The 12,970-nt window shown below is 39.1% G+C and carries 16 protein-coding genes; 5 read left to right on the top strand and 11 right to left on the bottom strand.

Going from position 1 to position 12,970, the window contains the following annotated elements:
* Nucleotides 1-84 precede the first annotated feature (84 nt).
* The 4 genes from ADU73_RS07415 to ADU73_RS07400 form a co-directional block, all read right to left on the bottom strand.
* The gene (locus tag ADU73_RS07415) at nt 85-549 is read right to left on the bottom strand and encodes a universal stress protein (protein ID WP_046872316.1); all 465 of its coding nucleotides are present in this window, start codon (nt 547-549) and stop codon (nt 85-87) included.
* A gap of 87 nt (nt 550-636) precedes the next feature.
* The gene (locus ADU73_RS07410) at nt 637-1,209 is read right to left on the bottom strand and encodes a histidine phosphatase family protein (protein ID WP_046872317.1); all 573 of its coding nucleotides are present in this window, start codon (nt 1,207-1,209) and stop codon (nt 637-639) included.
* A gap of 160 nt (nt 1,210-1,369) precedes the next feature.
* Nucleotides 1,370-1,855: a DUF2798 domain-containing protein gene (locus tag ADU73_RS07405; RefSeq protein ID WP_046872318.1), complete on the bottom strand. Its 486-nt coding sequence runs from the start codon at nt 1,853-1,855 to the stop codon at nt 1,370-1,372.
* A 205-nt stretch (nt 1,856-2,060) separates the two neighbouring features.
* On the bottom strand, nt 2,061-2,573 hold the full coding sequence (locus ADU73_RS07400; RefSeq protein WP_046871957.1) for a TetR/AcrR family transcriptional regulator: 513 nt from the start codon (nt 2,571-2,573) through the stop codon (nt 2,061-2,063).
* Nucleotides 2,574-2,793: 220 nt separating this feature from the next.
* Here ADU73_RS07400 and trhA point away from each other — a divergent pair, with 220 nt between their 5' ends.
* Both trhA and ADU73_RS07390 read left to right on the top strand, forming a co-directional pair.
* A complete protein-coding gene (gene trhA / locus ADU73_RS07395; RefSeq protein ID WP_046871956.1) occupies nt 2,794-3,456 on the top strand; it encodes a PAQR family membrane homeostasis protein TrhA in 663 nt (220 codons plus the stop codon).
* Between the two features lie 38 nt (nt 3,457-3,494).
* Entirely contained in the window at nt 3,495-3,743 is a 249-nt protein-coding gene (locus tag ADU73_RS07390; protein WP_046871955.1) for a hypothetical protein, read from the top strand.
* A gap of 359 nt (nt 3,744-4,102) precedes the next feature.
* On the opposite strand, the gene ispE is transcribed toward ADU73_RS07390, so the two are convergent.
* Both ispE and ADU73_RS07375 read right to left on the bottom strand, forming a co-directional pair.
* A complete protein-coding gene (gene ispE / locus ADU73_RS07380) occupies nt 4,103-4,957 on the bottom strand; it encodes a 4-(cytidine 5'-diphospho)-2-C-methyl-D-erythritol kinase (RefSeq protein WP_056986094.1) in 855 nt (284 codons plus the stop codon).
* 250 nt (nt 4,958-5,207) lie between these two features.
* Nucleotides 5,208-5,447, bottom strand: coding sequence for a Veg family protein (locus ADU73_RS07375; RefSeq protein WP_046871952.1), 240 nt, complete (start codon nt 5,445-5,447; stop codon nt 5,208-5,210).
* A gap of 297 nt (nt 5,448-5,744) precedes the next feature.
* Here ADU73_RS07375 and ADU73_RS07370 point away from each other — a divergent pair, with 297 nt between their 5' ends.
* Both ADU73_RS07370 and ADU73_RS07365 read left to right on the top strand, forming a co-directional pair.
* Complete coding sequence (locus tag ADU73_RS07370) at nt 5,745-6,746, top strand: amidohydrolase family protein (protein WP_046871951.1); 1,002 nt, start codon at nt 5,745-5,747, stop codon at nt 6,744-6,746.
* Nucleotides 6,747-6,764: 18 nt separating this feature from the next.
* On the top strand, nt 6,765-7,076 hold the full coding sequence (locus ADU73_RS07365) for a DUF2316 family protein (RefSeq protein WP_046871950.1): 312 nt from the start codon (nt 6,765-6,767) through the stop codon (nt 7,074-7,076).
* A gap of 71 nt (nt 7,077-7,147) precedes the next feature.
* Here the strand turns inward: ADU73_RS07365 and ADU73_RS07360 are convergent, their stop codons facing one another.
* Together ADU73_RS07360 and ADU73_RS07355 are read right to left on the bottom strand one after the other, a co-directional pair.
* Nucleotides 7,148-7,894, bottom strand: coding sequence for a DUF4811 domain-containing protein (locus tag ADU73_RS07360; RefSeq protein ID WP_046871949.1), 747 nt, complete (start codon nt 7,892-7,894; stop codon nt 7,148-7,150).
* A 5-nt stretch (nt 7,895-7,899) separates the two neighbouring features.
* Nucleotides 7,900-9,333, bottom strand: coding sequence for an MDR family MFS transporter (locus ADU73_RS07355; protein WP_046871948.1), 1,434 nt, complete (start codon nt 9,331-9,333; stop codon nt 7,900-7,902).
* Between the two features lie 179 nt (nt 9,334-9,512).
* On the opposite strand from ADU73_RS07355, the gene ADU73_RS07350 reads away from it, so the two are divergent.
* On the top strand, nt 9,513-10,073 hold the full coding sequence (locus tag ADU73_RS07350) for a TetR/AcrR family transcriptional regulator (RefSeq protein WP_062913347.1): 561 nt from the start codon (nt 9,513-9,515) through the stop codon (nt 10,071-10,073).
* Nucleotides 10,074-10,515: 442 nt separating this feature from the next.
* On the opposite strand, the gene rsmA is transcribed toward ADU73_RS07350, so the two are convergent.
* Genes rsmA through ADU73_RS07335 form a run of 3 tightly spaced genes read right to left on the bottom strand, consistent with a single transcriptional unit; the run spans nt 10,516 to nt 12,729 of the window.
* Nucleotides 10,516-11,391, bottom strand: a complete 876-nt coding sequence (gene rsmA, locus ADU73_RS07345; protein ID WP_046871946.1) for a 16S rRNA (adenine(1518)-N(6)/adenine(1519)-N(6))-dimethyltransferase RsmA — start codon at nt 11,389-11,391, stop codon at nt 10,516-10,518.
* Nucleotides 11,392-11,405: 14 nt separating this feature from the next.
* Nucleotides 11,406-11,957 (bottom strand): ribonuclease M5, encoded by a 552-nt coding sequence (gene rnmV / locus ADU73_RS07340; protein WP_062913346.1) that lies wholly within the window; start codon nt 11,955-11,957, stop codon nt 11,406-11,408.
* Nucleotides 11,944-12,729 (bottom strand): TatD family hydrolase, encoded by a 786-nt coding sequence (locus ADU73_RS07335; protein ID WP_056986091.1) that lies wholly within the window; start codon nt 12,727-12,729, stop codon nt 11,944-11,946. The genes rnmV and ADU73_RS07335 overlap by 14 nt, the downstream gene beginning before the upstream one ends.
* Between the last annotated feature and the right edge of the window lie 241 nt (nt 12,730-12,970).

Genomic DNA, 12,970 nt, shown 5'->3' with positions numbered 1-12,970 from the left:
AGAATTTTATTGACCATCTAGGAAAACCTTACACTAACAAAACAAGGTTACCAATCCTTAAGATAAAAGCCTCGCAACCATATTTTACTGTCGTTTATTATTCAAATCGGTTCGAACCAACAAAACATCACAAGTTGCCACACGCACGACATAATCAGCCACAGAACCGATCATGGTCCTTTGTAAGGCACTCATCCCAGTAGCTCCCATCATAATCAAATCACTACCAAATTGTTGCGGCATCAACTCCGCAATAATCTTTCCAGCATTCCCAGATTCTACGGAAATCGAAACATCATCAAAATCATACTTTTCTTTAATGGCATCTCGCAGCATTTCAACATACTCTTGAGTTCTCCGATAGGTAATATCTAAGTAGTCTGTGTTTGATCCCATGTGCCCATAAACGTCCAAAAAACGGCTGGTTTGAATAATCGAAACAATGTCCAAATGGGCGTGATTGCGCTTCGCAGTGAATACTGCCTTGGTCACCGCCAATTCACCATTTTTTGATCCATCTACGGGAACTAAAATTTTTTTATATTGCATCGGGTATACCTCTCATACTTTTATCTATTAAGTTGATTATAGTCAATATGAGGCTATAGCGCTACCATTTAAGAAAAAATACCTAATTTAGTCTTTATTGAAACGCACAACTTCCAGTAACTTAAACTGATGATCCTGATATTCAAATTTAAGCACACTACCATTAGGAAACCCATTCTTCAAATCTTTGGTAGTTACTTGCAAGGCCTTAAGGAAGTCAACGCAGGCCCCATTATGTGAAACAGCCAGCACATTTTGATGATCTGGCTTTTCCATTATATCCGTCAACGTTTTTAACATCCGTTTACCAACTGCACTGGCCACTTCGCCACCATAAGGCACAAAGAATGTTTCATATTCTTCGCGTTTGGGATTAAGATCTTCACTTTCACCTTCAAAAACTCCAAAATTCATTTCCTTTAACCCCTTAACGCGTTGATAAGGGATCCGATTCTTGAGGATAATCTCAATTGTGTCACAACACCGCTCAGATGTGGAACTATAGGCATGATCAATCGGTAGTTTGCTAAAGTATTGACCCGCCACTTTGGCCTGATCAATGCCCTTTTGAGTAAGTGGTGAATCACACCATCCCTGAATTTTCCTACGTACATTAAATAACGTTTCTCCGTGACGCATTAAATAAAGTGTCTTAGCCATCTTTTTGAACCTCTTTTAATTTAAAATGAAACCGCTATGATTACTGGTTATATGTTAAGTCAAACAGACATTTACTGAGAATTCAAGACCAAGTTAGATGCCTACGAAAATTTCAAAACAAGTTTATTACAAAAACATTTGTTGGCGCCGTAACTAAACCTTATGCCATCAACTTTTGTTGCTTATGAATAACTTGCATGACCTGACGAGCAATCGGTTGAGCAAGCAATAATTCCACTGCCAATGCAATTGCGAAATTACGCGGCCATTTCACAAAAAATTGTTGAATTGGCGTCCAACTAATTTGTTGACTACCAATCCAAGTCCCCAAAACTGTCATAAAAATTGAAATCAATAAAACTGAACACAGCCCATTAATAACCATGTGAGATGCAAAACTATCTTTTGGATCAACAATTTTACTTGTCAACCAACCAGCTGGCCGTTGCGTAAGAATCACTATGACTAAAACCATTATCCACATAAATGGAATAATGGTTAAAACCTGATGCCATGTTTGCCAACTAAATCCAATTTCAAACCCCGTAATCACTGGTGCAATAATATTTACCGAAATTGCAGAGACTAAAAACATAAATAAAGCCGTTTCTTTCTTATTCTGTGGTAACCTCATCCTAAATAACATGTATGCTTCCTCCTATTTTTCAACTGATAGCATTTATCTATAAAAAAATACAAAAAATCAGCGCATGTTTTTTAAAAAAACATACGCTGATCAATTATACGCAGTATGAGCTCTCTATCGTTCAGTATACCAGACAAGGATTGAAAATTTCAAAGGTTTTCTGAAACAAATTTAAATATTGAAATTATATTTCAATGCATCCCTGCTATCTCAAGAACTTTCGCGCAATCATAACCATTTCTTCATTTGACTCAGCCATCTCGTCTTTATCCCATCGCACAATCATTTGCGTCAGACCTCCAGCTACAAAGGCAATCCACATTTTTGAAGTTCGTTCACGAAGTCTTAAAACATCCTTATCAATAAGATCGGTAATGTAAAACTGCAGCTTGTCTAAAATAATGGGTGTCAAATTCGCTTGAATAAGCACACTAACAGTTCCTTGGTGACGACGAATAATCGTAAAAAATGCATCTAAAAACGCCGTTAAGTCATGATTATTCATTACTTCCAAATAACTGAAGAATTCTTGAAATACTTCATCAAATTGATATTCTAGAATTTGTTGTTTTGATTTGAAGCTTCGGTAATAAGACATCCTTGAAACTGATGCTTGTTTACAGATATCGCTAACTGTCACTTCATCGACAGAACGCGTCCGCATTAATTCGAACAACGCCATCACGATTTTTTGTTTGGTGTCAACACGTTTTGCCATGATTTTCCCTCTTTACTATCTATCCCTTTGCCAGCATGCCCAAAAGAAGGCAGTCTCTTTCAAAAGTACCAATCATTTTTAAATAAACATTCCTAAATTCATTCTTGCTAGTATCATACCATTTTCCTTGTAGTTTACGTAATTAGCCGTTTTTTATATCATCTAGTTTTAAATACTAGGTGATTAGTATATAATGTCTAGTTGAAAGGGAGGATGCTCGATGAAATCATCTTCAACAAATAAACAGGTCTTGTCCAATAAGCACGCTCAATTACTAAATGAAATTTGGAGCGCAATTACACATGGAATTGGTTTTATTTTAAGCATTATCGGTACGATTCTATTACTTACCAAGGCAATTAGACTTGGTAAACCACTTGATCTAGTTGCTTACGCGATTTATGGCGGTAGTTTGTTAGTTCTTTTTTTCTCATCTACTATGTTTCATAGCCTATATTTCACAAGAGCTAGTCATGTCTTCCAAATTTTCGATCATAGCAGTATTAATCTTTTAATTGCCGGAACTTACACACCTTATTGTTTGTTGGCGATCCGTGGTTGGCTAGGTATCAGCCTTTGTGTGGTAATTTGGGCCCTGGCAATTGGCGGAATCACTTTTCAATTTTTCGCAGTTGGCAAGTTTAAAAAAATCGAAACGCTGATCTATGTATTAATGGGCTGGTTATGCTTAGTTGGTGCCAAAGAACTCTACCAGAGTTTGGGATTCACAGGACTCATGCTTTTAATCGCTGGTGGCATTGCTTTTTCATTGGGTGGCTTAATTTATAACATTCCTCACGTTAAATATGTCCACGTTTGGTGGCACATTCTGGTTTTGATAGGCGCCATGCTCATGTACTTCTCCATTTTGTTGTATATTTAAGGTAGTACGTGTCTACAAGAGACACATGGAGGCAACAAATGAAACGCCCAAATAATAAATTTTTGCTTGTTCAATATCTTTTCGGTTACGCTATAATGGCCTATTTTCTGATCAAATTTGGTTTTCCAATCCCGTTAGTCTTCGGCTTGATCGCCATCAGCCTTAGCTTGGCTGGCGGTTCTATGTATTTATCAAAACACTATAGCCACCGCAATGTTTTACTAATGTTACTGGTCGTTTTACTGGGGACCGTTTTGTTATTCTTAATGTTTAAAGATTTTTATTAAGCATCATTTAAATAGTTTTAAGCGTTTACTTATACTAATATTCGATGATATAATTCAGTTGTAATGCAGAGCCACCCTATAAGAACCAATGGTTAGGTTTCGTAAATTTGATGGAAGGCGATTATAATGATTACTCGTATCTTAATTGGTACTGTAGCTGTTTTAATTGGTTTGTTTCAGTTTTACAACGTGTTTACTAGCTGGAAGACGTTACGCGTAAAGATGACTTCTAGCTCATCGGTATTCATGCCGTACGCCCTTTGGTACAGCGCATTTTTTGGCTTGATACTTGTTGGCCTGGGCATTGCTGCATTACTTTAAAAAATAGAGAGACCACCAAAATTGGTGACTCTCTGTTTTTAATTTAAGGGTCTCACTAGATACACCTCAGGACAAAATCCCTTTAAACTATTCACTAAATGTTGTGCGCGACTCTCTTTATGGCAAATGCCGAACACCGTTGGTCCTGTCCCGCTCATCTGAGCCGCCTCAGCACCATAACGGAGCATACGATCTTTTAGTTGAATAATTTGCGGATGTAGTTGACCTGTCACTGGTTCCAAGACGTTGCCCACATTGGCACAAATCTTGGCAAAATCATTTTGTCTAATTCCCTCTAAAATGCCGTCAATTTTTAAATGGTCCAAATTCTTATGATCAATCTGCCGTAATATTTTAGGTGTTGAAACACTCAATCTGGGTTTAGCAATCACAATATACATCGCTGGCAATTGCCGTAAAAGTTGAATCTTTTCACCTTTTCCATATACATACGCCGTTTGACTATAGACGCAATACGGCACATCCGAATCAATTTGTAAGCCTAGTTTGGCTAACTTTTCTTGCGAAATTTTTAAATTCCACAAATTATTCAATCCGCGTAACACCGCGGCAGCATCCGAAGAGCCACCGCCCATTCCAGCCGCAACTGGAATGTTTTTTTTGATCCGAATTTTAGCCCCTGCCTGCACGTGAAACTCCTGTTGAAGTAGCTTGGCAGCCTGGTAGGCAAGATTGCGACTATCATTAGGCAAAAAGCCTGTATCGGTATGCACGTTAATTGCGCGTTTACCAGGCTTTGTTTCAATCTTCACATAATCAGCCAAGTCGACTGATGTCATAACCATCCGCCATTCCTGGAGCCCATCCGAGTGATTATAAGGTGTATCCAAAAACAAATTGAGTTTGGCTGGGGCCTTTTCTGTTGTCTCCATTCAATCACCTAGTTTGATAATCCAGTATTTTATCACAATTATACTTAAAAACTGGGCAAAGTACCAGCGTGAGTTACGCTACGACCAGAATTCTTAATAAAAGACAAATTTCACAAAACTATAATTCACATTTTTCACCGGTCATCAAACCAAATGGAGTTATTTCTAAAAAAGCTAACCAATGTAGTTAGCTTTTCAATATATGTCAAATTTTTGGCAAAATAAAAAGACCTTCAAGGCCCAATTATTTTTATTCTTCTCCGAATGCAATCTCGATGTTTTTGGTAAGGATATCAGTATAGCTATAAGATACGCGCTCAAAAGAATTTTCCTCTTGATCCAAATCAACAACAAAAACTGCTGGATACGTTTTATGAAGAATTCCATGACGTTTCGTAATCTTCTTACGACCTGCTTGCGCAACAACCATCATTTCTTCTCCAACTTTGGTATCTAAATCTGACTTAATTGTGGCTAGTGTATTTGGCATTGGCTTCACCTTCCCATGTGAAACATTATAGCATAGTTTCACAAAAATTGCAAATTATACCACAATGGTCAATGCCTCGCAACAGCTAGTTTTGAAATTAACCCGAATTTTTATCAAAAAATCCATTTTTGTTTTACCGCTTTCACTTTTCTGATTTCTAGTCCAAATTCTGTTTCATTTTTATGAGACATTTCATGGATAAGTGTCTTGCAAAATGCTTTCATTCAAGGTCACGGCTCTTTATAATATCTACTGTATGAAGGATATCAATCCTCATAACGAAAGGAGCACTTTAAAATGAAAGTTATTACGCTTGAAGAGCATATTGAATCAAAATTACTGACCGATGAAATTAATAAGGCCATTGGTAAGCCAACTTTACCAGATTTAAGTAAAGATATGCAAAATTACATGCAAACTTCTCTACCTACTCCTGCCGATATGCAGGATGTCGATAATCGCCTAAAATTTATGAATAAATATGGCGTTGATATGCAAGTTCTCTCTTATGGTAACTCGCAACCGCAAAATTTGGATCCAAAAGTTTCGGTCCGGCTTTGCAAACTCGCCAATGATGAGCTCGCAAAAGTTGTAAAAGGTCATCCAGATCGATTTGCTGCCTTAGCAGTATTGCCAGTTGGTGATCCGCAAGCCGCAGCGGCGGAATTAAAGCGAGCCGTTGAAAAGTTGAATTTCAAAGGGGTGCTTTTAAAGGGCAACTTTGATCATAAATTCTTTGATGATCCATTTTTCTTCCCAATTTTCAAAATGGCAAGTGATTTGGATGTGCCGGTTTACTTCCATCCCTCATTCATCCCGCAAAACATTACCGATCACTACTTTGGTAACGGTGAATGGTCTGATGTGGTGACTGGAATTGCCTCTAGTGCTGGTTTTGGTTGGCACATGGACGTCGGTATTCAAGTCATGCGCATGATTTGGTCTGGGATCTTTGACAAATTACCTAACTTAAAACTAATTTCCGGTCATTGGGGCGAAATGATTCCCATGTTCTTGGAACGCTTAGATGATGAACTCACAAATTATTCAGGTCTGAAAAAACCATTTTCTGAATACTACCGTCATAACGTTTGGCTCACACCAAGTGGGATGCTGAGCGAACCTCAACTCAAATTTATTTTAGATGAAATGGGACCTGAACACATCATGTATTCCCTAGACTATCCTTACAAACAACCTAAGAATGGCAAAACTTTCTTGACGGAAAACTCTGCTTTAACCGATGAACAACGTGAGCTCTTTGCCCACGGTAACGCAGAGAAATTACTCAAACTTTAATATAGGAGGAAACTTAAAATGTCTTTAAATCCAACTCAAATGAAAAATACGCGCAAGGAACTCAAGGAAAACTTTGAACTTTCTGGTTTAACCAAGGAACAAGTTGCTAGCGACCTTAATATCAGTTTGGAAAAGCTGGATCACTTGTTCACCCTTACCCAACAATCACTTTCTGATCCGTGGATTTTGCGAAATTATTTAAATGAAAAAGTTGAAGAACAGGGTAAGACTCCTGTTTCATACACCGCTTTACTTGGTGATTGGCACCAATACTGGTTCTTAGATACGAGAGCCATTGATGCACAACAAATGACCCCTGGTGATAATTAAATTTATTGTGAATTAAAACACGATTATCGAATGATTGGTTATTCGGTAATCGTGTTTTTTGTCTGTTTAGCTTAATGAACCGATTGTTGCTTAGCTTCGGTGACAAGTTGTTGTAATTCTGCAGTTGCTTTTTGCTTCGCTTGAGCTTCGACTTGAGATTTAACCCTTTGTTCAAGCACTTGTTGATCTTTTTTAGACATTGTTGGATCAGCCCTAACCGCCTTTTCTACATTTTGAGTAATTACCGTTTTAATCTCAGATCTCCCAGCCTTTTCTTTGGCAGTTGCTGTTTTTGAGAGCCACTCTGCCTGATTTCGACTTAAAATGTGCCAATTATTGGAAATTGTGAACTTATTTTCACGGCTACTGAAACGCCTTTGTGAGGTAACCCCGGCAAACCAAAACTTCCAGAAACCGGCATTCATTTTCCAGTATGTCGTGGTTGTCTTTAACGTAGCCTTCGTACCACGCTGTTCAACCCGATTCTTAGTTTTTAAACTAGCTTGCGTATGCATATCTTTGGTTGAATTTAAATGTCGATAAATGTACACTTTTTCAGAATCTGATTTTCTGATCGGTTCATATACTAACAAGGGCATTCGTTTATCAGTCACTAATGAAGAAATGTTTTCTTTTTTTTCATAAGTTACTTTGTGCATTCCCCAATGATTCGTATCATTTCCAATCATTAAAGCCGCCGAACCAACTAACAGGACAAAACCAATCCCACCGACTAACAATTGTTGCCAAGTCGCTTTCAATAGTAGCAATCCAATAATAAAACAAATGACGCCTACAAATAGACTTACTAAAATCATGTTGGTTAGGCCCCTTTCTTTTCATTCTTTACAAAACAAGCAAAGATAAAGTCAATGATTCCAAAAACAGTGGCCACTAAAAAAGCTGCTCGAAATCCGTGCATTGCGGCAATATAGGATTGATTACGATAGACCAAGGGTGCTGATTGCAGTAAAGAATGGGCTGGATTACTGTTTGACATAACATTTGCCAAGACACTGCCCAAAATTGCTGTTCCCATTGAAGTCATTACCTGACGCATTGTACTGTTAACCGCAGTTCCGTGACTTAATTGAATCCCTTTTAAATCCACAGAACTTGCAGCTGTCAGTGGCATCGTAACCAGAGCAACACCAATCATCAAAACTGTATATTCACAAATAATAAAGCTATATGACGTTTGGCGTGTCAACATCGCAAATGGTACCGTGGCAATGGTAAGTAAGAAAGTTCCAACAAGGGCTAAACGCCGACCACCCATTTGGTCATAAAGATGACCACTAATAAGACTGACGACACCATAAATCAAAGCGCCTGGAAGAATCATTAATCCAGAATGTAAAGGACTCATTCCGCGCACGTTTTGAAGATACATTGGCAAGACAACCTGAATGCCAATCATTGTGGTGTTCGATAGTGCTGTAATCATTGATGCCACAGTGAAAGAAGGAATTGTTAACAGTCTAACATTTAAGAATGGTTCTTTTTGGGGCCATTCACGTCGGACAAAAGCACCGATAAAGATTAATCCCACCACAATACTTGTGATGACAATCCTGGATGTCCAACCATCAGAACCAACTGATGAGAGTCCATAAAGAAGGGCCCCAAAACCAATTGTGGAAAGCATCATTGCCCAAACATCAATTTTGGACTTTTTAACTTCAATTACAGGACGGACAAACGCAATTGTCATGACGATTGCAATCCCCACTGGAATCAACATGAGACCAAACAAATCTCGCCAACTGTAATTATCTAAGATAAAGCCTGCAACTGTTGGGCCAAGAGCTGGTGCTAATCCAATTACAATTCCGCCTAACCCCATCATCGATCCACGTTTCTCTGGTGGAAAAATCACTAAAAGAACCGTTTGAATTGTTGGAAAAGTTATTCCAACGCCAATTGCTTGAATTAATCGACCGGTCAAAATTAGACCGAAATTACCTGCAGTGTAACTAATCAACAAACCACCAAAGAAAAATCCCAGCGCAGTTAAATAAATAATTCTTAGACTGAAATTGTTTAGCAGCCAAGCACTTACTGGAATCATAATTCCCATCACGAGCAAAGGCCCCGTGGTTAGCCATTGAACCGTGGCACTTGAAATTGAGAATCGGTTCATTAAAGTTGGATACGCTGTAACCAGCATATTAGTCGTTAGGGATGTACAAAATGTCCCCAGCAGCAACGTTAGCATTAGTAAAAATTTGTTATAAGCCTTCCCATTATTGTCCATGAATAAAACCTCGATTTATTTTTCTTGCAAACTGATAGTATAAGTTTACAAGAATTCATTATAAACTGATTATATCAGAAAATAAACTGTTTTTAATCATTTGTTTTGTGTTAAAATAAATTCAACAAGTTTATAAGGCAAACTAACCGCGCTATAATAGGAAAAACAGGTGATTACTAATGGTAAAAAAAAGAACCCTTTCTCACGAAAAAGTTTTAGAAACAGCCGAACATCTCATTGAACAAAAGGGACTCAATGGGCTCGCAATTCATGACTTAGCAACAGCCTTGAATGTGCGCCCACAATCAATTTACAATTATGCTTCGAGTTTAGAGGATCTTCTCGATCAGGTTGGTCTTCAATTTGTTCAGGAAGTTTCCGAACAATTAACTCAACAACTTATCGGTGTAGCTGGCCCTGAAGCGCTAACTGTTTTTGCACATGAATTCCGACAGGCTTGCCTACAACATCCCGGAATGGCTCCCCTTTTACTCAATCCAAACATGCTATCTAAAACCACTAAAACGCACCAAGCATTGATTAACTTATATCGAAAACTGTTTGATCCCCTTCATTTAAATGATGATCCTGGTAAAGTAGAATCAACTCTTTACCGATCCACATTATTTGGCTTTATCGTACAAGAAATTGGCGGATTTTTTAGTTTAAATTCTGAAGACCTCGATCAACGATTTGAACAAACTATGCAGTTAGCAATTGACCAGATTACGTTTGATTAACTTATGGAAAATTTTTCTGCTGGGCCTGAGGACAACTTCACAAGTCAGAGAAAAAATAAACAAGATGAAATGAGATGCGATCCCGTTTCCACCTTGTTTATTTTTTTATCTTTTAACGGCTTGTTTCGTTCACTACTTTAGGACAGCTCGACAAGTCAAAAAGTGAATCACAAGCATGACTCCCGCGGAATTGCGATCCCGCATCGTCCTATCTTGGTCTGCTGCTTTCCGCTGAGCCTTAGGACAGCTCGACAAAATAAGAGTAAAGAAATAGGCATGCCTCCCGCGGGATTGCGATCCCGCATCGTCCCATCTTGGTCTGCTGCTTTCCGCTGAGCCTTAGGACAGCTCGACAAAATAAGAGTAAAGAAATAGGCATGCCTCCCGCGGGATTGCGATCCCGCATACGGCACGCCTATTTCTTTACTCTTACCATTTTGTCTCACTCACTTAATTCATTCGTCAACCTAATAAAATCATCCACCGTCAACCGCTCCGGCCTAATGCCTGGCTTGATTTCTAGTTTTGCTAACACAGCTTCTAACTTCGCCTTTGTGTCATCATCCTTACCATGCATTCCCACAAGGTTATTCCACAAAGTCTTTCGACGGTGAGTAAAACAGCCTCGTACCGTTTTGTAAAATGCATCCTTTGAATATGGTTGCACTTCTCTTGGTTCACGATGCGTCAATTTCACAATTGCAGAATCAACTTTTGGTTGAGGCACAAATACCTTTCTTGACACCTCAAACTCAACACTGACATTCATTTCTAGTTGAACTGCAACACTCAATGATCCATAAGCCTTTGTACCGGGTACTGCATTCAACCGCTCGGCAACTTCTTTTTGCATCATGACCACAATCTGTTCCAGTTCCAACGGACTACGCAATAAGCCCTTCAAAATTGGTGTCGTGATGTAATAAGGCAAGTTGGCCACAACTTTAAGGGTGTGTTCACCATCTAACTCCTCAGACACAACTTTTGGTAAATCCACCTGCAAAATATCATCATTAATGATGGTAATATTTTTATAAGGTGCCAACGTTTCATCCAAAACGTTCAATAAATTTTCGTCAATTTCAAACGCCAACACATGGTGAGCATGCCGAGCTAGCTGTTCCGTCAAAGCTCCAATCCCAGGGCCCACTTCAATAACATCATCAGCTTCAGTAATTTCAGCAGCAGCCACAATGTCTTTCAAAATTTGTGGATGAGTTAAAAAGTTTTGTCCAAGACTTTTCTTGGCATTTAATCCGTAACGTTCTAAAATTCCGCGCGTCCTAATTGGATCAGCAATATCTATTTCTTCTGTCATCGGTTGTCCTTCCTCTACTCTTGTCCCAATTTAGAAACTGCATCCTGAAAATCTTCATCACTAATCTGAAACAACTGTAACCTCTTTAAAAGTTGTTTACCATTTACGTAGCCGATATTCAAAATTTCACACAGTTCCATGCGTCGTTGTTTTGCATGTTGCCCCGCAATCAAATTGGCATCCAACAGATCCGTACGTGTGATTGTCTGCGGTGCGTCTGAAACTTCCGTGTACACTTTATCCAACGCATCACGAATAGCCTGGGGCGTCGCATGTTCAACCCCTAAACTCCCCTTCTTGCTGGGAACCGCATCTTTTCGGGCCAAAAAAGCATGTTTAACATCAGGGACAGCCGCAGAAATGGTCTTACGGATTTTTTCGCCAGAAAAATCCGGATCAGTAAATACAATCACACCCCGTTCTTCTTGCAAATGGCGAATTTGATCGATTGTCTGCTCCGAAATAGCAGATCCACGGGTCTCAATCGTATCCGCATTTACAGCTTTATTAATCCGGACCGTGTCATCCTTGCCTTCAACTACAATTACTTCTTTAATTTTTTTCATCGTCAGTTATCCTATAAAATTCTTTGGCATTTTCATACGTTGCTTTTCCGATCACATTGGGATCTTCATCCCGTAAACGGGCCAAGGCTTCCACCACATAAAGCGTATAGGCAGGCTCATTTTGCTTGCCTCGGAAAGGCATTGGTGCCAAGTAAGGAGCATCCGTTTCGGCCATAATCCGATTTAGTGGTGTGGATTGCACAGATGCGTGCACATCCTTGGCAGACTTAAAACTAGCCACCCCACTATACGAGATGTGCATGCCGAGATTCAGGAATTTTTCCAACCACTCTGGGGAACCATTAAAACTATGCATCACGCCACCAAAGTTTTCAACATGCGCATTTTTTAAAACAGCATACGTATCTTCAAACGCATCCCGATTATGAATGGCAACTGGCACATTTAGCTCGCTTGCAATCGCCAATTGTTCCTCGAACACCCGTCGCTGAATTTTTCGTGGTGATTTTGTTTCATAATAGTCCAAACCAATTTCGCCTAAAGCAACAACCTTGGGATCATTTAATTGTTCTTTCAAAATTTCAGCTTGAGGTTCATGAAAGTCTTTGGAATCTTCTGGATGCCAACCAACTACTGCGTAAAGCCCGGCATATTTATGGGCTAACATAATCGCATCTGCATTTAGTTGGGCGTTTGACCCAACCATGGCCATTTTCTGAACGCCTAACTTATGGGCGTGCTCAACGTAGCTGGCCTCTTGTCCTAAAAAGGCTGCATCATTTAAATGTGTATGTGAATCAAATAATTGCATGCTTCCTCCAATTTACTAAAATAACTCAAGACATCTGGGAAAACGGTTAGTCTTGAGTTAGTTTTATCATTTCTGAAACGTGCCTCAAAAGGCAGCTTCTTCTGCTTAGCTACGATAATCAAACGATTCCAAACCCGAATCATTCGCTTATCTAGGCTGCCATGAGAACTTGTTGCTTTAGCAACTTTAGTTCTATGGACAACGTCAGTATGCTCAGAAGCTGCTAACTTTCGTGTCGATG

This window comes from Pediococcus damnosus, assembly GCF_001611155.1.
Classification (GTDB): Bacteria; Bacillota; Bacilli; order Lactobacillales; family Lactobacillaceae; genus Pediococcus; species Pediococcus damnosus.
This window is presented reverse-complemented; position numbering and strand designations above follow the sequence as displayed.

Coding starts and splice junctions, on each gene's coding strand:
- ispE (WP_056986094.1), bottom strand. CDS start 4,957: ATGGAGACAACAGAAAAGGCCCCAGCCAAACTCAATTTGTTTTTGGAT.
- ADU73_RS07355 (WP_046871948.1), bottom strand. CDS start 9,333: ATGGACAATAATGGGAAGGCTTATAACAAATTTTTACTAATGCTAACG.
- rnmV (WP_062913346.1), bottom strand. CDS start 11,957: ATGAAAAAAATTAAAGAAGTAATTGTAGTTGAAGGCAAGGATGACACG.
- ADU73_RS07360 (WP_046871949.1), bottom strand. CDS start 7,894: ATGATTTTAGTAAGTCTATTTGTAGGCGTCATTTGTTTTATTATTGGA.
- ADU73_RS07410 (WP_046872317.1), bottom strand. CDS start 1,209: ATGGCTAAGACACTTTATTTAATGCGTCACGGAGAAACGTTATTTAAT.
- ADU73_RS07365 (WP_046871950.1), top strand. CDS start 6,765: ATGTCTTTAAATCCAACTCAAATGAAAAATACGCGCAAGGAACTCAAG.
- ADU73_RS07375 (WP_046871952.1), bottom strand. CDS start 5,447: ATGCCAAATACACTAGCCACAATTAAGTCAGATTTAGATACCAAAGTT.
- ADU73_RS07415 (WP_046872316.1), bottom strand. CDS start 549: ATGCAATATAAAAAAATTTTAGTTCCCGTAGATGGATCAAAAAATGGT.
- rsmA (WP_046871946.1), bottom strand. CDS start 11,391: ATGACAGAAGAAATAGATATTGCTGATCCAATTAGGACGCGCGGAATT.
- ADU73_RS07370 (WP_046871951.1), top strand. CDS start 5,745: ATGAAAGTTATTACGCTTGAAGAGCATATTGAATCAAAATTACTGACC.
- ADU73_RS07400 (WP_046871957.1), bottom strand. CDS start 2,573: ATGGCAAAACGTGTTGACACCAAACAAAAAATCGTGATGGCGTTGTTC.
- ADU73_RS07350 (WP_062913347.1), top strand. CDS start 9,513: ATGGTAAAAAAAAGAACCCTTTCTCACGAAAAAGTTTTAGAAACAGCC.
- trhA (WP_046871956.1), top strand. CDS start 2,794: ATGAAATCATCTTCAACAAATAAACAGGTCTTGTCCAATAAGCACGCT.
- ADU73_RS07390 (WP_046871955.1), top strand. CDS start 3,495: ATGAAACGCCCAAATAATAAATTTTTGCTTGTTCAATATCTTTTCGGT.
- ADU73_RS07335 (WP_056986091.1), bottom strand. CDS start 12,729: ATGCAATTATTTGATTCACATACACATTTAAATGATGCAGCCTTTTTA.
- ADU73_RS07405 (WP_046872318.1), bottom strand. CDS start 1,855: ATGTTATTTAGGATGAGGTTACCACAGAATAAGAAAGAAACGGCTTTA.